Here is a 19,459-nt window from a genome sequence, read left to right on the forward strand (position 1 = left end):
ATTTCTAAAAATTTGTATGCTTATTATAGCGGTTTTACTCTGTTTTGACTGTATTTATCGGCAGAACAATCACTTAAAATAGTTTTATCTTTATTCAGCAATATTTTAAGAGAGAAATAAAATATGACACAAAAACAATACACTAATTTAAATATCGGAAGGTGGTTATTGATAGGAATAATGTTCGTCCTAACGGCGTACTTGTTATTTGCCCCCGAAATGTTGGCTCCGCTCGGTCCACTTTTTGCAATATTGATCGCAGTATTTGCTTTTTGGCATGGTTATCAAAGATTTGGTGCTAAAAATATGATTATTTTCTTCTTAATCACTTGGATCATTAGTCATTTCTTTGAATCATTGAGTGTTTCTACCGGATTTCCTTTCGGGCATTATCATTATAAAGCTCTACCTGGCCCAAGAATTGCTAATGTGCCATTGATTATTATGCCAGCCTATTTTGCAATGGGTTATACGTCCTACATTTTAGGACAAGTGCTAACTGGTCAATATGGCAAGAAACTACAAGATATCCATATTTTTATTACACCATTTGTGGCAACATTCATTATGGTAATGTGGGACGTTCTAATGGATCCTTTGGCGACAACGATTAACCAATCTTGGGTTTGGAGAGATAGCGGTGCTTATTTTGGCGTACCCCTTTCTAATTTTGTAGGTTGGTTTTTTGTGGTTTATCTGTTTATGCAATTATTCTTACTCTATCTTGCAAAATACGATAAAATGCCCCCAAAAAACTATGACAATGCTTTTTGGCTAGAAGCAGTAGCGGTTTACGCTATTAAAGGTTTATCTTTTATTATTCCAGCCTTTGTGTTGAAGAGTAATGTTGAAATGAATGGTTCGATTGCTTTAATTTCTGTTTTTACTATGATGTTTGTTGCTTTGCTTTCAGTAATTAACATCTTTACTATGCAAGTTCGTACCTCATAATGAAAAGATGCCGTCTGAATTTCAGTCGGCATCTTTATTATAGTTCGGTTTTATGTATAGGCTATGTATATGGAATTACAGATCTTAAGTAGTGAAAAAATCCTTGCTATAAATCTGGTTCCTTACTAGGTAATTAAAAACCGTACGTTTTACGTATGGTATATATAGATTACTATTCCACCCAACTAATCACATCTTCAGCTGGTTTGCGGTATTTTTTTGTAATCGGTTTCGCACGATAACCGAAGGTCACCATGCAAGAAACACCGTATTCGTTAGCGTCAAATAAACCTTCTTTCGCTAAGATTTCGTTTACCGCATCATAGTTAAAGCCTTCAATCGGACAAGAGTCAATGCCAATCATTGCCGCACCGGTCATCATATTGCCAAGCGCAATATACGTCTGTTTTGAACACCAATCGAATAAGGTGCGTTCACTTTCTAATACTTTAATATCATCGGTTTGAAATGATTTATAACGGGCAATAGTGGCATCCATTTGTTCCGGTGTTAAGCCACGTTTAGATAAGCCTTGACGGAAGAAATCCGAATCATAACGTGCATTTTTCTTGGCAAGAATGACAACTAAATGGCTCATTTCGTTCATCGGGTGTTTAATCCCCCAAGAAACCGGTGCAATTTTTTCACGGATAGTCGCATTTTGTAGCACAATAAATTTCCAAGGCTCGGAACCGACCGAACTTGGCGATAATCTACCAAGTTCTAAAATATATTCCATGTCCTCACGGCTGATTTTCTTAGCCGGATCATAAGTGCGGCAAGCTGAACGGAAGCTGAATGCGTCTAAAACATCTTGTTTGCTAATATGTGACATAATTTCCTCGTATTGTATGTAAGAAATGCGGTGATAATACGCTTTTCTTGTAAGTTAAGCCAATGATTCCTTATAACAAATAGTGAAACTTGATTTTTGTAAAAGAACGCCAAAAACAGACTGCTGATTTTAAGTGAGTTATTCAAATAGAATATTTTTATGAAACCTTAAAAATCAACACTTTAGCTTAACTTTACATTTACTTTCTTTAGGCAAAGTATTATTATCACCATAATTTTTCAGCAATATATTAAGAGGATAGGTAATGCAACACCTAAAAGAATTAACAGAAAAAGCAAGAAGTGCTTTAGATGCCTTGGATCAAGGTTTAGATGCGTTAGAAGAGTTCCGTGTCGAATATTTCGGTAAAAAAGGCCATTTTACGGCGTTAATGCAAGAATTACGCAATGTTTCAGCGGAAGAGCGTCCGGCAATCGGTGCCAAAATCAATGAAGCGAAGCAAACGATTCTTGATATTCTAAATGCAAAAAAAGAAGCATGGGAACAAGAAGCATTAAATGCAAAATTAGCGGCAGAAAGTATTGACGTATCATTACCGGGTCGTAAAACCGAATTAGGTGGTTTACACCCAGTCTCAATTACGATTGAACGTGTCGTAAAATTCTTCTCTGAATTAGGTTTTACCGTAGCGAGCGGTCCGGAAATCGAAACGGATTACTATAACTTTGATGCGTTAAATATTCCGGCTCACCACCCGGCACGCGCGGATCACGATACGTTCTGGTTTGATGCGCAACGTTTATTACGTACACAAACATCAGGCGTACAAATTCGTACCATGGAAAATATGCATCGCCAATCCGTATCGTGGCACCAGGTCGTGTATATCGTAATGACTACGACCAAACACACACACCGATGTTCCACCAAATCGAATTGCTTTATGTGGACAAAAAAGCCAACTTTACCGAGTTAAAAGGTTTGATTCACGATTTCCTAAAAGCGTTTTTCGAAGAAGATTTACAAGTGCGTTTCCGTCCGTCATTCTTCCCATTCACAGAGCCTTCGGCTGAAGTGGACGTAATGCGTCAAAACGGTAAATGGTTAGAAGTGTTAGGTCGCGGTATGGTGCATCCTAACGTATTACGCAACGTAGGTATCGATCCGGAAGAATATAGTGGTTTTGCGGTAGGTATGGGAGTTGAGCGTTTAACGATGTTACGATACAACGTAACGGATTTACGTTCGTTCTTTGAAAATGACTTACGTTTCTTAAAACAATTTAAGTAATAGGGTAGGGACGCAATGCTTTGCGTCCGAATGTTAAATTTGCCGTAGTATAAGCGGTAGAATTTCCCAAGAATTTTACAAAATAGGACAGAAATAAATGAAATTTAATGAATCTTGGTTGCGTGAGTGGGTAAATCCTGCAGTATCGACAGAGCAATTATGCGACCAAATTACCATGTTAGGTTTAGAAGTCGATGATGTTGAGCCGGTTGCTGGTGCATTTAGCGGTGTCGTTGTGGGTGAAGTGGTTGAATGTGCTCAACACCCGGATGCGGATAAATTACGTGTAACTAAAGTGAATGTAGGCGGTGATCGCTTATTAGATATCGTATGCGGTGCACCAAACTGCCGTCAGGGCTTAAAAGTGGCATGTGCAACGGAAGGCGCTGTATTACCGGGCGATTTTAAAATTAAGAAAACCAAATTACGCGGTCAGCCGTCTGAAGGTATGCTTTGTTCATATTCTGAATTAGGCATCAAAGAAGATCATAGCGGTATTATCGAATTACCGGCGGATGCGCCAATTGGTAAAGATTTCCGTGAATATTTAGATTTAAATGATGTGGCAATCGAGATCAGCTTAACGCCAAACCGTGCAGACTGTTTAAGCATTGCCGGTATCGCACGTGAAGTGGGTGTAATTAACCGAGCGGAAGTAAAAGCACCGGTGATTTCAGCCGTACCTGCAACGATTGCGGACAAAGTTGCTGTAGAATTACAAGCACCGGAAGCTTGCCCGCGTTACCTTGCTCGTGTTGTGAAAAATGTAAACGTAAAAGCGGCTTCACCATTGTGGCTACAAGAGAAATTACGCCGTTGTGGTATTCGTTCAATCGACCCGATTGTCGATATTACTAACTTAAGCCTGTTAGAACTTGGTCAACCGATGCACGCTTTTGATGCGTCTAAAATTGATGGTGCTATCCAAGTCCGTATGGCAAAAGAGGGTGAAGAATTAGTTTTATTAGACGGTACAACCGCAAAATTACAACCAAATACTTTAGTGATTGCTGATAGCAAAGGTGCATTAGCGATGGCAGGTATCTTTGGTGGTGAAGCAAGCGGCGTAAATGAAAATACGACTGACGTAGTATTAGAATCTGCATTCTTTGCACCATTAGCGATTACCGGTCGCGCACGTCAATATGGCTTACACACTGATGCATCACACCGTTTCGAACGTGGTGTTGACCCGCAATTAGCACGTGATGCGATGGAGCGTGCAACCGCATTATTACTTGAAATTTGTGGCGGTGAAGCGGGTGAAATTGTTGAAGCAGTAAGCGAACAGCACTTACCGAAACGTAATACGGTTACCTTACGTCGTAGCAAATTAGATGCAGTTATCGGTCACCACATTGAAGATGAAATTGTAACGGATATTTTAACTCGCTTAGGTTTAAACGTAACCTTTGCAAATGATAGTTGGACAGCGGTAGCACCAAGCTGGCGTTTCGATATTGAGATCGAGGAAGATCTTATCGAAGAGGTTGCACGTATCTACGGTTATAACAGTATTCCGAATAATTCTCCACTTGCACATTTAACGATGAAAGGTACACCGGAGAAATTATTAGAAGCTAGTCGTATTCGTACTGCATTAGTGGATAGCGATTATCAAGAAGTGGTGACATATAGCTTCGTTGATCCGAAAAAACAATCATTATTGCATCCGAATCAAGAAGCGTTAATTCTACCTAACCCGATTTCAAGCGAAATGTCAGCAATGCGTTTATCGCTTTTAACCGGTTTATTAGATACCATCGTTTACAACCAAAGTCGCCAGCAAACACGTGTTCGTATTTTTGAAGGCGGTTTACGCTTTGTTCCGGATGCAACGGCTGAATCTGGCGTGCGTCAAGAGTTCGTATTCGGTGCGGCAATTGTCGGTGATAAACGCCCGGTACATTGGGAAAGTAAAGGCGAAGTGGTAGATTTCTTCGACTTAAAAGGCGATATGGAACGAGTATTATCGTTAACCTCGGCACGTCATGATTTACAATTTGTGGCAAAACAGTTCCCTGCATTACACCCGGGACAATCTGCGGCAATTATGTTAGATGGCAAAGAAATCGGTTTTATTGGTTCGGTTCACCCATCTATCGTGCAAAAACTCGGTATCAAAGGTAAACCTGTTGTATTTGAGATTCTAGGTGATGCAATTGCAAATCGCCCGGTTCCAACGGCAAAAGAGATTTCTAAATTCCCTGCGAATAACCGTGATATTGCAGTTGTGGTTGATGAAAACGTGGCGACTGGTGATGTATTGGCGGCTTGTCGCAATGCCGGCGGTGCAAAATTAGTTGCGGTAAACTTATTTGATGTGTACCGTGGTGCAAATTTAGAAGCTGGTAAGAAAAGTTTAGCAATTAGCTTAACGGTTCAAGATACTGAAAAAACGCTTGAAGAAGAGGAAATCTCAGCGGTTACTCAAGCCGTATTAGCGGAATTAGCACAACGTTTCCAAGCATATCTAAGAGATTAGCGTTAAGGACTATTTATGGCACTCACTAAAATTGAACTTGCTGAAAGCCTTGTTGAAAATTGTGGCTTTGATAAACGAATTGCAAAACTATTTGTAGAACAGTTTTTCGAGGAAATTAGAAGCTCGCTTGAACGGGGCGAAGAGGTTAAATTATCCGGTTTCGGTAATTTCTCATTACGTGAAAAAAATGCACGTCCGGGAAGAAATCCTAAAACGGGTGAAACGGTTGCGGTAACTGCTCGCCGAGTTGTTGTTTTTAAACCCGGTCAGAAGCTCAGAGATCGAGTAGAAAACGTAAAAGTGAAGGCATAAACATTCAACATTCCATAGGTCGACTGACTTGTGGAATGTTTTTTATAGGTAAAATATGACTAAATTGAATAAAAAGTGTTTATCATTGTTTGCAGTTGCATCTTTTGCGATGATTTTAACCGCTTGTTCTAGTAATGATGACTATAGTACGGGTCCGATTAAGGCAAAATCAGGCATTTTTAGAACGCATCACAGTAGCTTATCTGACCCGATTATGGCGATCAGTAGTTTAAGTGAACATCAATATGAATGGAAAGGTACTCGTTATCGCTTAGGTGGTAATAGTAAGGCTGGAATTGATTGTTCTGGTTTTATGCAAGTCACTTTCCGTGATTTATTCGGGATTGAGTTGCCAAGAACGACTTCAGAGCAAGCTAAAGAAGGAACGAGAATCGATCGTGATGAGATTCAAACCGGTGATCTTGTGTTTTTTAAAACGGGTCGTGGTCCTAATGGCAAGCACGTAGGCGTTTATGTAAAAAATGGACAATTCTTACATGCATCGACAAAGGGCGGTGTAATCTATTCGGATATGAATTCGCCTTATTGGTCTAAAACATTTTGGCAAGCTCGCCGTTTATAACTAAAAATATGATATAGATCACATATTTTTGAAAAAGACACGTACTTTACAAAATAAAACTTGAAAAGTTTAAAAAGTTGACATACTCTATACAAACTTAATAACAAGTGTTGTGTTCAGCAACCGATTTCATAAATTTGCTTTCCGAGTAGCCCCTAGTTGAGGGGCTTTTTTTATGACGTTTTTGAGCCAAGATTTTGTTTACAAGCGGTCTAATTTTTGACTTATTTTAGCATTTGGGATTAAGTCCTCTATGAGAGCTTAATGTTATTCGGTAAAGTAATGTAATAAAGGCTCGGGATTTTGAATATAAGGAGATAAATCTTTCTTATACGGATGACCTATATATGGAATCTGCCCGAGTAATGGTGCGTCAATTTTCTGACCTAACAACTCAATAAGTTCCGCATAATGACGTAATCCGGGATTGACTCGGTTTGCAATCCAGCCGATTAATTTTACGCCTAGTTTTTGGATTGCTTGAACGGTCAACATAGTGTGATTTACACAGCCTTCTTTAATACCCACCACAAGCACAACAGGCATTTCATTATATTTTACCCAATCGGCAAAACTTAAATCTTTATTGATAGGCGTGAGCCAACCGTGTGTACCTTCTACGATGACATTACGGTAAGTTTGTTGTAAACGAGTTAAATCATTATTCAACTTATCTTCTTGAATATGATGAACCGCATCTAATGCCGCAAAGACCGGTGTACTGGAGTGAATAAATGTATAACTATTGATATCGCGATATTTGATTGGTATCGAACAACTATCAAGGATTGTTAATACGTCAGGATTATCTTCACTCGCATAATCTACTTGATTTTGACCGCTAGGCAGAGAATCATCGCCACCACAGGCAATTGGTTTATATCCTACAGCTGGGATATTATGTAAAGTTAAAGTTTGTAAAATGGCACGGGTGACGGTTGTTTTCCCTACATTGGTATCCGTGCCTGTAATAAATAATGAAGGCATATTCTGTTTCTCTAACAAAAAAGTTACAAAACTGCCTCTATATTAACGAAATTTTTAAGGTTGAATGATGTTCTTGATCAAATTACCTTCATAAATCCCTTGTTTTATTGCAGAACAGGCGATCAATGGGCTATTCCATTCGAATTGGCTGGTTACAAGATCAATCTGTAAATGACTTAATAAGAGATCTTTTTGCAATCTTGTCTGAATTTGTTCAAACAGTTTATGTTTAATTCGTAGTAGTGGAGAATTAAGCATAATTTTTTCTGTAGAGAAAATATTAATGAGGTTCATTAAGACATACGCCAAATTATTACTAATATGCGATAATATTTTTAATGCTTCAGAGTTTTCTTGTTCAACCTGTTCACAAAGCCAGTCAATTTTATCCTTTTGAGTATGGCACTGATTCGGCAAATATTTGTCGACCAAACGCGTGATTGCGGTAAATGTAATTTGATTTTTTAGTTGATAGCGTTGAATTTCGTCTTTTTCTGATGTTGTTTCATTACTTAATGGTCCAAAATTAGGCATAAGCATTTTATCTACATTCATTTTAGACTGCTGATGAAGTAATGACCCTCTAAGTAATACGCTTAAATTAACAGAGTCGTCCAGTTGTAGAAAAATGACATTATCATTATTAATTAGACTACCTAACGTTGATTCGGTAAATAGCCATAATTGGAAATGTTCATTAAGTAAAATAGGTTGTTCAAATTGCTGTTTCAGAGCCTCAACAATAGTGCAGTCTAACTCGGTTTGTCCTAATTGAGTAATATGGGTTTTAGTTTGATCAATTTTTCCTACTACGCTTACCGAAACTGCCAGTATACGATGTTGATCTAACGGAGAATGCCAAAAGAAATCTTTTAAGCAGAGCAGGGTATATTCGGATAAATCGGTATAGTGTTGCTCAGTTAAAGGATATGCTTTAGATTGAATAGCTTTGCCATTTAATTCACAAAGTGAAATTTCGATTCTTTCAGGTGAAATCGTAAAACATAATAATTGCCAAAAAAAGTTAGAAACCGCTAAACCTACAGCAGGACGACCTCTTGAACTGCTATTTTGAACAGAACGTTCCAAAATGAATTTGTTATCGATGAGGGATTTTGTGAGGTTTGTGATAGAAGCTGGTGCGAGTCCCGAAAGTTTTGCCAAATCTGTACGGGAAATAAGCTCAAATTGTTCCACAAGACGATAAATTGTACCAAGGTGTAGGGTCTTATTATCTGAAATCATAGTATAATCCTTATAATAAAGAAAAGGTCAACAGTCCCTATAAATAAAATAGTAGGTATTCTCACCGCCTGATATTGGTGAGAAAGTTTTACATTAAACACTCCATACGATAATTATTTTGCTTCAATATTGGGGAATCACAACTACTTTATGTTAATTATGTGAGTTAGCTCACAGAATTACTTTAGTATCTGAAGAAATTAGCGGAAAAGAGGATAAAAATGAACCAAGTTATTCACTATCACTGGATTGATTCAAATGAACAGCTATTGGAAGTTTGTGAAAAAGCGACTAAGAAAACAGCTGTTGCATTGGATACCGAATTTATTCGCACCCGTTCATATTATCCTAAATTAGGGTTGATTCAATTATTTGACGGAGAGCAAGTCAGTTTGATCGATCCGAACACGATCTCAGATTTTGATCCTTTCATAAAATTATTAGCAAATCAGCAGGTTGTAAAAGTATTGCACGCTTGTAGCGAAGATCTCGAAGTCTTTCAACACAGATTCAAGCAATTGCCAACACCACTCGTTGATACGCAAATTATGGCTGGGTTTGCTGGATTAGGCGTATCAATAGGCTTCGCCAAATTAGTTTCGCATTATCTTAATATTGAACTAGATAAAGGTGCTTCGAGAACAGATTGGTTGGCAAGACCTTTAACACCGGAACAATTACAATATCTTTGCGGCGGATGTATGGTATTTGTTACCGGCTTTTCGTGATTTAGTGGCGACCTTAGATGCGACCCCGTGGCAAAATGCGGTGGAACAAGAATGTCAGATGCTATTGGATAAACGACTGCGACAAACTGATCCGAATAAGGCATATAAAGAGATTGCAAATGCTTGGCGTTTAACACCACCGCAGTTAGCCATCTTACAAGTGTTGGCGAAATGGCGTATCGAAGAGGCTGAAAAGCGTGATTTGGCATTAAATTTTGTGGTAAAAGAGCAAAATTTATTTGAGATTGCGAAATTACAGCCTAAACATACTTCTCAATTACTTGAGTTTATGCACCCTAATGAAGTAAGGATTCACGGTAAGAAATTATTATTATTGGTAGAGCAAGGCAAGGCGGTATTAGCTGAAAATTATCCGCCTGTGATTGTTCGATTAGTAGATGAAGTTGGTTATAAGCATAAACTTAAAGCAATGCGACAAAAATTAAGTGAAATTCAACCGCCTAATCTTGCTCCGGAATTACTTGCTAGCAAACGACAACTTAATCAATTATTTAGTTGGTTTCAAAAAGGACAGAATAGTGAAAGATTGCCGGAATTATTAATTGGTTGGCGTAGAGAGTTCGGTTTGCAACTGATGAAAGTATTATCGTAAGCGGTCAAAATTTCTGATTATTTGCAAGTGAGATAGACCAATAAGATTAAACATTGTACAATTATGCCATAGAACAAAATACTGGAAAGACTAGAAAATGGAACATAAAAAACTACCTAAAGCTCTCGATGCCATCGATTTAAAAATCTTAAATGAGCTACAACGTAACGGGAAAATCTCTAATATTGAGTTATCTAAGCGAGTTGGATTATCGCCGACACCATGTTTAGAACGTGTGAAACGTTTGGAAAAGCAAAATGTCATTATGGGTTATCGTGCCTTGCTTAACCCGGAATTATTAGAAGCACCATTATTAGTGATTGTGGAAATTACCTTAGTAAGAGGTAAACCGGACGTATTTGAGGAATTTAACCGAGCGGTACAACAACTGGATGAGATTTAAGAGTGCCATTTAGTATCGGGTGATTTTGATTATTTGTTGAAAACACGTGTGGCGGATATGGTCGCCTATCGTAAATTATTAGGCACAACATTGTTACGTTTACCGGGTGTAAACGATACACGTACCTATGTAGTTATGGAAGAAGTCAAACAAACTAACTATCTTTTACTAAAATAAGGAGTTATGGGTGATCGAAAGATTTAAACCACGATTAAAAGGTAAAGAAAATCTGATTAACCTTGCATTTATATTAGTAGGGTTATTCGGATTATATTTGATCGTGGCGTGGGCAAGTTATAGCCCATTAGATAATGCGTGGAGTGTCGGTAGTAGTGTGACTGAACTTGAGGTCTTAAATAAAACCGGTGCGTTCGGTGCTTGGTTTGTTGATTTACTTTACGCATTTCTAGGGAAAGTTGCCTTTATTATCCCCTTTGCATTGCTTGGGGTATCGGCATATACATTGATATTTAGTACAGCAAACGATTGGACATTAAAACGATTTCTTTTACGTATTGCCAGCTTTAGTTTATTCGTTATCGGATTAGCTGGGCTTTCTAGTGTTGTTTTCTCAAATAACGCCTATTATTTATCCGGTGGATTTATTGGTGGCTTATTTCAAACAATTTTAGGGGAAACTCTCGGTCAGTTTGGTGCGTTATTAATTGCAATGCTTTGTATTGCAGTCGGCTTTTATTTCTGTTCAGGTCAGTCTTTATTACCGTTATTCGCACAATTCTATGATTGGATTGTGGCAAAAGATGAGAAGTCTGTGGAGGTAGAAACGACGGAATTGCAAGAAAATAGAGAAAATATACCGCCTGTAAATACAAGTCATTTAGAGCATTCCTCGGTCTTTACGACTCATAATACAATGACAGCAGATGCAGAAGGGTTTACTGATCCATCTAACTTTAGTAAACCGAATATTAGTGGTTTAAGAAGCCATAACGAAAATCAAGATACATCGGAATCGCTTACTAACCCGGCAATGTTTAAAGTAGAGAAGGAATTGGATTTACCTAAAATTAATATTCAGGGACTTGATACGACACCGACATTAGAGCCTCAGTTTGAAGCACCTATCTCAGTGGCTAATGTGGAATTACCTAAGATTCGTTTGCACTCGGAGCAAGCTGAAAGTAAGTTAGAACCGCTGGAGCAAGAGGATACAGAGAAAGAACTTATTTCGGAAACGCTTGAACAAGAAGATGAAGCAACGGTTATGGAATTTCAACCAACTCTTGTTGAAATGCCGGATTTTATCAAAGAAGTTAAACCTACCGTACGTCTTCAACCGATTGAGGAAATCAATCAATTGCACATGGAGCCGGAAAGTGATATTGAAATCGATTCCGATACGGACTATGAAGCAGAATTGGCAAGAGAGTTTGAATTAGCGGAACAAGCTCGTTTGGCAGAAATGGAACGTCGGGCTAAATCACAAGGTTTAGAGCAAACATTTGAACAAATTGTTAATCATCAGCCAGAGTCAAAAGTTGTTCAGGATATTGTCGTACCGAATGTAGTAACAGACACGGTTACGCAAAAAACGGAAACGGTAGCAACACCGAATTATCCAAAAGGCTATGGTGATACATTAATACACCCGTTATTACAACGTAACCACGTGATAGAGAAGCCAACCACGCCGTTACCGACGTTAGATTTATTGGATGAATCACCTCGTCAAACGCAACAAATTACCGAACAGGAAATTGTTGATACTTCTCATCGTTTGGAAAGTGCATTAGCAAACTATGGCGTGAAAGCAACGGTTGAAGATGTATTAGTCGGTCCGGTTGTGACTCGTTATGAAATTAAGCCGGTCGCCGGTGTTAAAGCGACGAAAGTCGTTGGTTTAGCCAGCGATCTTGCTCGTGAATTAATGTTTAAGGCGATTCGTATTACAGAAGTTGTACCGGGTAAGCCTTATATGGGTATCGAAACGCCAAATAAACATCGAGAAACGGTATGGTTACGTGATGTTTTGAATAGTGACGCGTTTCGCAATAGTAAAGCAACCTTGCCAATGGCTCTCGGTAAGGATATTAGTGGTGAACCGATTGTAGTCGATATGGCCAAAATGCCTCATTTACTTGTTGCCGGTCAAACCGGTGGTGGTAAATCAGTGGGTGTTAATACCATGATTTTGAGTTTGTTATTCAAACTTTCTCCGGAACAAGTACGTTTTATTATGATCGACCCGAAAGTGGTTGAGCTTTCTATTTATAATGATATTCCACATTTATTAACGCCGGTTGTCACCGATATGAAAAAAGCGACAAATGCTTTACGTTGGGCGGTAGAAGAAATGGAACGCCGTTATTTATTAGTCAGCCATTTAAGTGTGCGTAATATTGAAGGTTACAATGATAAAATTGACCAAGCAAATGCAATGAATTTCCCTATTCCTGATCCAACTTGGCGTCCGGGCGATTCAATGGATCAACTGCCTCCTGCATTAGAAAAACTAAGCTATATTGTACTGATTGTAGATGAGTTTGCAGATTTAATGATGTCTGCCGGCAAGGAAGTTGAAGAATATATTATGCGTATTGCTCAGAAAGCACGAGCAGTCGGAATCCATTTAATTCTTGCAACACAACGTCCTTCTACGGATGTCATTACTGGGGTGATTAAAGCGAATATTCCAAGCCGTATTGCCTTTACCGTCGCAAGCCAAATTGACTCGCGTACGATTTTAGATGCAGGCGGCGCTGAAGCATTATTAGGTCGTGGCGATATGCTATATTCGGGTGCAGGCAGTCCAGATATTATTCGTGTTCACGGTGCATTTATGAGCGATGAAGACGTACAACGTGTGGCGGATAACTGGCGTGCAAGAGGTAAACCGCAATATTTAGAAAGTATTGTTGCCTCGGTTGAAGACTCGGAAGGTTCGGATCGTATGAGCGGATCGAGCGATTTAGATCCGTTATTTGATGAAATTGTCGAATTTGTAGTTGAAAGCGGAGTCACTTCGATTAGTGGTATCCAACGTCGTTTCTCACTAGGTTTTAACCGTGCGGCACGTATTGTAGACCAAATGGAAGCACAAGGGATTCTTTCGGAACAAGGAAAAAATGGGAAACGTGAAATTTTAGCAAGATAAATAGCGACAATGTAACGTTTTGCTTTAAACAAGCGGTTGAATTTCCTGAAAACTTTACAAGTTTTGGAGGAAATTTAACCGCTTTTTCGCTTTATACGGATGTTATAAATTACTTGTAGGATAGATGGCGATATTCATATAAAATTAATATTGTATTTTTACTCTAGTAAGGAAAATGGAATGCGTTTAGATAATGAAAGAGAAAGCTCGAATGTGGAAGATAGACGTGGGCAGTCAGGTTATGGTCGCCGTGCTTCGGGCGGACGAGCGAAAGGCGGTATTTTAGGGTTTATTATCGTATTAGTCGGAGCCTATTATGGTGTTGATTTAACCGGTTTAATGGGGTATGGCGATTCATCGTCTTATCAGCAACAGCAAACCACACAGGTGAAAACCTCCTCAGAAGAAACCGAATTAAATACAATTGCCCGCAAAGTGTTATATACAACAGAACGTATATGGGGAGATTATTTTAAACAAAATGGTTTAACTTATCGAGAGCCTAAATTAGTGCTGTATCGTGGTGTGACACATACGGCTTGTGGTACGGGACAATCAGCAATGGGCCCGTTTTACTGTCCGGCGGATCAAAAAGTTTATCTGGATTTATCATTTTATGATGATATGAAATCACAACTAAAAGCATCTGGTGATTTTGCGTTTGCTTATGTGATCGCACACGAAGTTGGGCATCACGTGCAAAATTTATTAGGCATTAGTGAACAAACTCAAAAGGCACAACGTAACGCTCGTAATCAGGTCATGCTAATAAAATCTCTGTGAATGTTGAGTTACAAGCCGACTGTTTTGCCGGTGTTTGGGGCTACCAAATTCAGAAAGAAGGAAAATTGGAAGCTGGTGATGTGGAAGAAGCATTTATTGCTTCACAGGCGGTTGGCGATGATCGTCTGCAAAAACAAGCACAAGGTTATGTTGTGCCGGATAGCTTTACTCACGGCTCATCTGCTGAACGTCTAGCTTGGTTCCGTAAAGGCTTACAATCAGGTAATCCTGCGGTTTGTAATACATTTTCAGTGCGTTAATTTTTATAAGTGTGAATCTTTGTACTAGTAAAATAGTTCAAAAATCATTTGACTTCATTTTATAATTCCATTACTTTAGATTCAATTAACTACATAAAATAATAAGAGAGCACACAATGTCTTACAAAAATGATGATTTACGTATTACCAATATCGAACAACTTTTACCGCCGGTTGCATTATTAGAACGTTTTCCTGCAAGTGAAGTAGCGGCTGAAACTGTGGAAAAAGCTCGTCAAGCGATTCATAAAATTATTCACGGGGCAGATGATCGCCTGTTAGTTGTGATTGGACCTTGTTCTATTCATGATCCTAAAGCGGCATTAGAATATGCACAACGTATCAAAGCCCTTCGAGCTAATCCCCAAATTAACCAAAATCTTGAAGTTGTGATGCGAGTATATTTTGAAAAACCGCGTACTACGGTTGGTTGGAAAGGTTTAATCAATGATCCGTATTTAAACGAAACTTATGCGTTAAATGACGGTTTGCGTATCGCCCGTAAAGTCTTATCGGATATTAATGATTTAACTGTACCAGCGACCAGTGAGTTTTTAGATATGATCACGCCGCAATATATGGCAGACTTTATGAGTTGGGGAGCGATTGGAGCAAGAACGACCGAATCGCAAGTACATCGTGAATTGGCTTCCGGTTTATCTTGTGCGGTGGGTTTTAAAAATGCAACGAACGGTGGTGTAAAAATTGCATTGGATGCGATTGGTGCGGCAGAAGCGCCACACCATTTCTTATCCGTAACGAAATTTGGCCATTCTGCGATTGTTTCGACCGCCGGTAATCCGGATTGCCATATTATTTTACGTGGTGGAGATAATGGTACGAATTATGATGCGGAATCTGTAGCGAAAGTTTGTGCAGATATTGAGAAATCCGGTCGCCGTCCGCACGTGATGATCGATTTTAGTCACGCAAATAGTCAAAAACAATTTAAACGCCAAATGGATGTGTGTGCTGATGTATGCCAACAAATTGCGAATGGATCAGAATTTATTTCAGGCGTAATGATTGAAAGTCATTTAGTTGAAGGTCGTCAAGATTTAGGCGATGGTAATTTAGCTAATTTAGTATATGGTCAGAGCGTTACGGATGCGTGTATTGGCTGGGAAGATAGTGAAAAAGCGTTATTCGCCTTAGCCGATGCCGTTGAACAACGCCGTGCTAAACGTGCATAATCACTAAATAAGCAATATCAGAAACACGGAAATAATAGGCTTTGCAAATGTTTTGTAAAATAGACCGCTTATTTCCGTGTTTTCTCTCGTTTTAAGGTAATAAACTAATGAATAAAACAATTCTTGCTATTGATACGGCGACTGAGGCTTGTTCCGTAGCATTATTACATAATGGGGAAATGACTTCGTTAGATGAATTAAGCCCGAGAACACATACGCAAAGAATTTTGCCAATGATTGATGAGTTATTAACCAAAGCAGATATTTCGCTTAAACAAGTCGATAAATTGGCATTTGGGAGAGGTCCGGGTAGTTTTACCGGCGTACGTGTCGGTATCGGTGTCGCTCAAGGATTAGCAATGGGGGCTGAGTTACCTGTTGTACCTATTTCAAATTTAGTTGCAATGGCACAGGCGACTTATCGGGAAATAGGGGCAGATAAAGTTGTTGCACTCATTGATGCTCGTATGAATGAGGTTTATTTCGCTCAATATGAAAAAGCTGAAACAGGTTGGAAAATGGTTGTTACAGAACAAGTTTGTTCACCTGAAAAGGCGATTGCTCAAATACAATTAGCAGAAGGATTAGTTGTGGTGGGGACCGGCTGGCAGGCATATCCACAGTTTGCAGAAGCTGATTTAGCAATTTTCGTGACCGATATTCATCTCCCTTCGGCTAAATATATGTTGGAGCTTGCACAAGAAACAACGCAAACCTTCTCAGCTTTAGAGATTGAGCCGGTCTATTTGCGTAATGAAGTGACTTGGGAAAAATTGCCTCATAAACGCTAATAAAATAAGCGGTTAAATTTGCAGGAAATTTTGCAAATTTAACCGCTTATCACTTATATACGACCTAACTTTTGTTTATAGTGGTAGCGACATACTGAAAGATATTTATCATTTCCGCCAATCTGAATTTGATCACCATCCGATACTGCTTCACCGTTTTCATTCATTCGAATAACGAAATTGGCCTTCTTACCGCAATCACAGATTGTTTTGAGTTCTTGCAACTCATCAGCCCAAGCCAATAGATATTGGCTACCTTCAAAAAGTTCTGCTTGGAAATCGGTACGCAAACCATAGCAGAGTACCGGCACTCTGAGTTTATCCACGACATCAGTTAATTGATAAACTTGCTCTCTCGTTAGAAATTGGGCTTCATCAATTAAGATACAATGCAATTTTTGCTGTTGATAAGCTAATGCTATCTCCTCAAACAAATTTGTATTCGGTTGGAATAATTGTGCTTCTTGCGAAATACCGATGCGTGAACTGACTTTACCTATGCCATAGCGGTCATCAATCGTCGCCGTATAGACTAAGGTATTCATACCTCGCTCTTGATAATTATAAGAGGATTGGAGCAGAGTGGTTGATTTCCCTGCATTCATTGAAGAGTAATAAAAGTAGAGTTTTGCCATAATCTTACACAAATAAAAAACGGCTAATACGCATTAGCCGTTCTGCAAAGAAGGAAAGTTATACGTTGTCGATTTGACCTAAAAGTGAACGTAAACGGTCTTGGAAACTTTGTTGTTCAGACTTTAATTGTTCGTATTCTTGGCGTAATGTTTCTTTTTCTTGTGCTACAGTATTATTTTTTTCTTTTAATTCTTCAACTTCTAATTGAAGTAATTGAATAGTTTCTACTGCTTGTTTAATTTTTTCTTCAAGTTGGTCAAGAACTGATAATGACATAATGGAATTTCCTCTTAAAAATAAATAAGTAAAGTGTAAGAATTATAACTCAGTTAGGCATTGATTTCATTGAAAAGTTCACGCATTTTGGCATTTTTCTTCATTTGGCGATTTTTTAGTAACGAAACCGATTGCGAGCTGATAAAATGTAAATAATTTTAGTCATTATAAGGAAGATAAGATGAAACGTGCTATCTCTTTTGAGTTTTCTCGAGTTACGGAAGCGTACGCTTTAGTCGCCTATGATTGGATTGGGCGAGGCGATAAAAATGCGGCGGACGATGCGGCGGTAAAGGCAATGCGTTTAGTATTGAATAAAATGGAGATCCGCGGAGAAATCGTGATTGGCGAGGGGGAAATTGACGAAGCTCCTATGCTGTATATTGGGGAAAAAGTTGGGCGTTCTGATCCACAAGATATAGAAGTAGCGATTGCGGTTGACCCGATTGACGGTACTCGTATGACGGCAATGGGGCAGTCCGGTGCATTAGCGGTATTGGCGGCAGGCAGTAAAGACAGCTTTTTACAAGCTCCGGATATGTATATGGAAAAACTGGTTGTAGATAGTGAGGCGAAAGGTATGATTGATCTCACTTTACCGCTTGAACAAAATATTCGCCGTGTTGCTTCTAAAAAGGGTAAATTATTAACACAAATGACAGTTGCAATTTTAGCGAAACCACGTCACGATGACATTATTAAAACAGTACAGAAATTAGGAGTAAAAGTGATGGCAATTCCTGACGGCGATGTGGCAACCGCCGTGCAATGCTGTCTGCCTGATAGTGACTTGGATTTAGTTTATGGGATTGGTGGTGCACCGGAAGGTGTTGTAGCGGCAGCTGCATGGTACGTGCTTTAGGTGGCGATATGCAAGGACGTTTAATTCCACGCAATCAGGTCAAAGGAAATTCGCCGGAAAATCTTTCCGTCGCTGAAAAAGAAATCTCTCGTTGTACAGAAATGAATGTGCCAGTTAATAAAGTATTGAAGCTGGAAGATTTGGTACATGATGATCATGTGTTATTTGTCGCAACTGGTATTACTACTGGCGATTTATTAAAAGGTGTACAACGTAAGGGCAGTATGATGTTTACTGAAACATTGTTAATTCGTGGTCGCTCCCGTACGATTCGTAAATTAGCCTCTTATCACGATATTTCTCGTTTATCAGAAGATTAATCATAAAAAAGTCGTATCATTTCTGATACGACTTTTCATTTATGAGCTGATTAAGCAGGATTATCGATATCAATAAATTCCACATCCAAGCCATATTCTTGTGCGAGCCATTCACCTAATGCTTTTACCCCATCTCGTTCCGTTGCGTGATGTCCGCAAGCATAGTAATAAATGCCTTGCTCTCGAGCCGAGTGGGTGGTCTGTTCCGAAATTTCGCCGGAAATAAACGCATCACAACCTTTGCTTGCCGCTAAGTCAATATAACCCTGTCCGCCACCGGTACAGATCCCAATTTTTCGAATTAATTTATGCGGATAGTCAACAATAAATTCATCACATAAAATGGGTTTACGGTTAAGCACTTGTTCAATACGATTCGCTAAATCTTTAGCCGAAATCGGGGTCTCCAGTTCTCCATAAACCGGTATAGAGTTTGGTTTATCCTCTAACCCTTGTAAATTAATCACGCCTAATTTTGCCGCAAGTTGGGCGTTATTGCCTAATTCAGGATGGATATCGAGTGGTAGATGATAGCCGAACAGATTAATATCATTGACCAGTAATTGTTTAATGCGTTTACCTTTCATACCTCGGATACAAGGTGATTCGCTTTTCCAAAAATAACCGTGATGTACCAAAATCGCATCCGCTTTCTTTTCAATCGCTTGTTCAATCAGTGGTAGAGAGGCAGTTACACCGGTTACAATCCGTTGAATCTGCGATTTTCCTTCCACTTGTAAGCCGTTTGGTGCGTAATCATTAATCGCTTTGCTATTTAATTTTTGATCGATAATGTGTTCAAGTTCGAGATTAGATAGTCTCATTTTTTA

General features: G+C 39.0%; 13 protein-coding genes and 5 pseudogenes. 12 read left to right on the forward strand and 6 right to left on the reverse strand.

Annotated elements, in window-relative coordinates; translation table 11 throughout:
* The first annotated feature begins 123 nt into the window (after window positions 1–123).
* Window positions 124–951 carry a carotenoid biosynthesis protein gene (locus NYR89_RS03375; RefSeq protein WP_279446338.1) on the forward strand — a complete coding sequence of 276 codons (828 nt, stop codon included), beginning with the start codon at window positions 124–126 and terminating at the stop codon, window positions 949–951.
* Window positions 952–1,123: 172 nt separating this feature from the next.
* On the opposite strand, the gene NYR89_RS03380 is transcribed toward NYR89_RS03375, so the two are convergent.
* Window positions 1,124–1,786, reverse strand: a complete 663-nt coding sequence (locus NYR89_RS03380; RefSeq protein ID WP_279446341.1) for an NAD(P)H-dependent oxidoreductase — start codon at window positions 1,784–1,786, stop codon at window positions 1,124–1,126.
* Window positions 1,787–2,051: 265 nt separating this feature from the next.
* Between NYR89_RS03380 and pheS the strand changes: the two are divergent.
* The 4 genes and pseudogenes from pheS (at window position 2,052) to NYR89_RS03400 (ending at window position 6,417) form a co-directional block, all read left to right on the forward strand.
* Window positions 2,052–3,037: pseudogene (pheS, locus tag NYR89_RS03385) on the forward strand (phenylalanine--tRNA ligase subunit alpha).
* Window positions 3,038–3,134: 97 nt separating this feature from the next.
* Entirely contained in the window at window positions 3,135–5,522 is a 2,388-nt protein-coding gene (gene pheT, locus NYR89_RS03390; RefSeq protein WP_279446343.1) for a phenylalanine--tRNA ligase subunit beta, read from the forward strand.
* Window positions 5,523–5,537: 15 nt separating this feature from the next.
* Window positions 5,538–5,834 carry an integration host factor subunit alpha gene (locus NYR89_RS03395; protein ID WP_279446346.1) on the forward strand — a complete coding sequence of 99 codons (297 nt, stop codon included), beginning with the start codon at window positions 5,538–5,540 and terminating at the stop codon, window positions 5,832–5,834.
* A 55-nt stretch (window positions 5,835–5,889) separates the two neighbouring features.
* Window positions 5,890–6,417 carry an NlpC/P60 family protein gene (locus NYR89_RS03400; RefSeq protein ID WP_279446347.1) on the forward strand — a complete coding sequence of 176 codons (528 nt, stop codon included), beginning with the start codon at window positions 5,890–5,892 and terminating at the stop codon, window positions 6,415–6,417.
* 267 nt (window positions 6,418–6,684) lie between these two features.
* Here the strand turns inward: NYR89_RS03400 and bioD are convergent, their stop codons facing one another.
* Together bioD and NYR89_RS03410 are read right to left on the reverse strand one after the other, a co-directional pair.
* Window positions 6,685–7,404 (reverse strand): dethiobiotin synthase, encoded by a 720-nt coding sequence (bioD, locus tag NYR89_RS03405; protein ID WP_279446349.1) that lies wholly within the window; start codon window positions 7,402–7,404, stop codon window positions 6,685–6,687.
* Between the two features lie 54 nt (window positions 7,405–7,458).
* Window positions 7,459–8,649 (reverse strand): ROK family protein, encoded by a 1,191-nt coding sequence (locus tag NYR89_RS03410; protein WP_279446351.1) that lies wholly within the window; start codon window positions 8,647–8,649, stop codon window positions 7,459–7,461.
* Between the two features lie 221 nt (window positions 8,650–8,870).
* On the opposite strand from NYR89_RS03410, the pseudogene rnd reads away from it, so the two are divergent.
* The 6 genes and pseudogenes from rnd (at window position 8,871) to tsaB (ending at window position 16,535) form a co-directional block, all read left to right on the forward strand.
* A pseudogene (rnd, locus tag NYR89_RS03415) lies at window positions 8,871–9,990 on the forward strand (ribonuclease D).
* A 97-nt stretch (window positions 9,991–10,087) separates the two neighbouring features.
* Window positions 10,088–10,570: pseudogene (gene lrp, locus NYR89_RS03420) on the forward strand (leucine-responsive transcriptional regulator Lrp).
* A gap of 10 nt (window positions 10,571–10,580) precedes the next feature.
* Window positions 10,581–13,508 (forward strand): DNA translocase FtsK, encoded by a 2,928-nt coding sequence (locus tag NYR89_RS03425; RefSeq protein WP_279446352.1) that lies wholly within the window; start codon window positions 10,581–10,583, stop codon window positions 13,506–13,508.
* Window positions 13,509–13,688: 180 nt separating this feature from the next.
* Window positions 13,689–14,551 (forward strand): annotated as a pseudogene (gene ypfJ, locus NYR89_RS03430) (KPN_02809 family neutral zinc metallopeptidase).
* A gap of 116 nt (window positions 14,552–14,667) precedes the next feature.
* Window positions 14,668–15,744 carry a 3-deoxy-7-phosphoheptulonate synthase AroG gene (aroG, locus tag NYR89_RS03435; RefSeq protein ID WP_279446354.1) on the forward strand — a complete coding sequence of 359 codons (1,077 nt, stop codon included), beginning with the start codon at window positions 14,668–14,670 and terminating at the stop codon, window positions 15,742–15,744.
* 107 nt (window positions 15,745–15,851) lie between these two features.
* Window positions 15,852–16,535: a tRNA (adenosine(37)-N6)-threonylcarbamoyltransferase complex dimerization subunit type 1 TsaB gene (gene tsaB / locus NYR89_RS03440; protein ID WP_279446355.1), complete on the forward strand. Its 684-nt coding sequence runs from the start codon at window positions 15,852–15,854 to the stop codon at window positions 16,533–16,535.
* Window positions 16,536–16,588: 53 nt separating this feature from the next.
* On the opposite strand, the gene NYR89_RS03445 is transcribed toward tsaB, so the two are convergent.
* Window positions 16,589–17,170, reverse strand: coding sequence for a thymidine kinase (locus NYR89_RS03445; RefSeq protein ID WP_279446356.1), 582 nt, complete (start codon window positions 17,168–17,170; stop codon window positions 16,589–16,591).
* A gap of 58 nt (window positions 17,171–17,228) precedes the next feature.
* Window positions 17,229–17,447: a cell division protein ZapB gene (gene zapB / locus NYR89_RS03450; protein ID WP_279446357.1), complete on the reverse strand. Its 219-nt coding sequence runs from the start codon at window positions 17,445–17,447 to the stop codon at window positions 17,229–17,231.
* Window positions 17,448–17,628: 181 nt separating this feature from the next.
* Between zapB and glpX the strand changes: the two are divergent.
* Window positions 17,629–18,629 (forward strand): annotated as a pseudogene (glpX, locus tag NYR89_RS03455) (class II fructose-bisphosphatase).
* A 50-nt stretch (window positions 18,630–18,679) separates the two neighbouring features.
* Here the strand turns inward: glpX and NYR89_RS03460 are convergent.
* Window positions 18,680–19,453 (reverse strand): Nif3-like dinuclear metal center hexameric protein, encoded by a 774-nt coding sequence (locus tag NYR89_RS03460; protein WP_279446358.1) that lies wholly within the window; start codon window positions 19,451–19,453, stop codon window positions 18,680–18,682.
* Window positions 19,454–19,459 lie beyond the last annotated feature (6 nt).

Source organism: Actinobacillus arthritidis (genome assembly GCF_029774155.1).
Taxonomy (GTDB): Bacteria; Pseudomonadota; Gammaproteobacteria; order Enterobacterales; family Pasteurellaceae; genus Actinobacillus; species Actinobacillus arthritidis.

Bases quoted from the DNA above. Each gene is read 5' to 3' on its own strand.
- NYR89_RS03395 (WP_279446346.1), top strand. From the start codon at position 5,538: ATGGCACTCACTAAAATTGAACTTGCTGAAAGCCTTGTTGAAAATTGT.
- bioD (WP_279446349.1), bottom strand. From the start codon at position 7,404: ATGCCTTCATTATTTATTACAGGCACGGATACCAATGTAGGGAAAACA.
- pheT (WP_279446343.1), top strand. From the start codon at position 3,135: ATGAAATTTAATGAATCTTGGTTGCGTGAGTGGGTAAATCCTGCAGTA.
- NYR89_RS03400 (WP_279446347.1), top strand. From the start codon at position 5,890: ATGACTAAATTGAATAAAAAGTGTTTATCATTGTTTGCAGTTGCATCT.
- NYR89_RS03410 (WP_279446351.1), bottom strand. From the start codon at position 8,649: ATGATTTCAGATAATAAGACCCTACACCTTGGTACAATTTATCGTCTT.
- NYR89_RS03445 (WP_279446356.1), bottom strand. From the start codon at position 17,170: ATGGCAAAACTCTACTTTTATTACTCTTCAATGAATGCAGGGAAATCA.
- NYR89_RS03380 (WP_279446341.1), bottom strand. From the start codon at position 1,786: ATGTCACATATTAGCAAACAAGATGTTTTAGACGCATTCAGCTTCCGT.
- aroG (WP_279446354.1), top strand. From the start codon at position 14,668: ATGTCTTACAAAAATGATGATTTACGTATTACCAATATCGAACAACTT.
- tsaB (WP_279446355.1), top strand. From the start codon at position 15,852: ATGAATAAAACAATTCTTGCTATTGATACGGCGACTGAGGCTTGTTCC.
- NYR89_RS03460 (WP_279446358.1), bottom strand. From the start codon at position 19,453: ATGAGACTATCTAATCTCGAACTTGAACACATTATCGATCAAAAATTA.
- NYR89_RS03375 (WP_279446338.1), top strand. From the start codon at position 124: ATGACACAAAAACAATACACTAATTTAAATATCGGAAGGTGGTTATTG.
- zapB (WP_279446357.1), bottom strand. From the start codon at position 17,447: ATGTCATTATCAGTTCTTGACCAACTTGAAGAAAAAATTAAACAAGCA.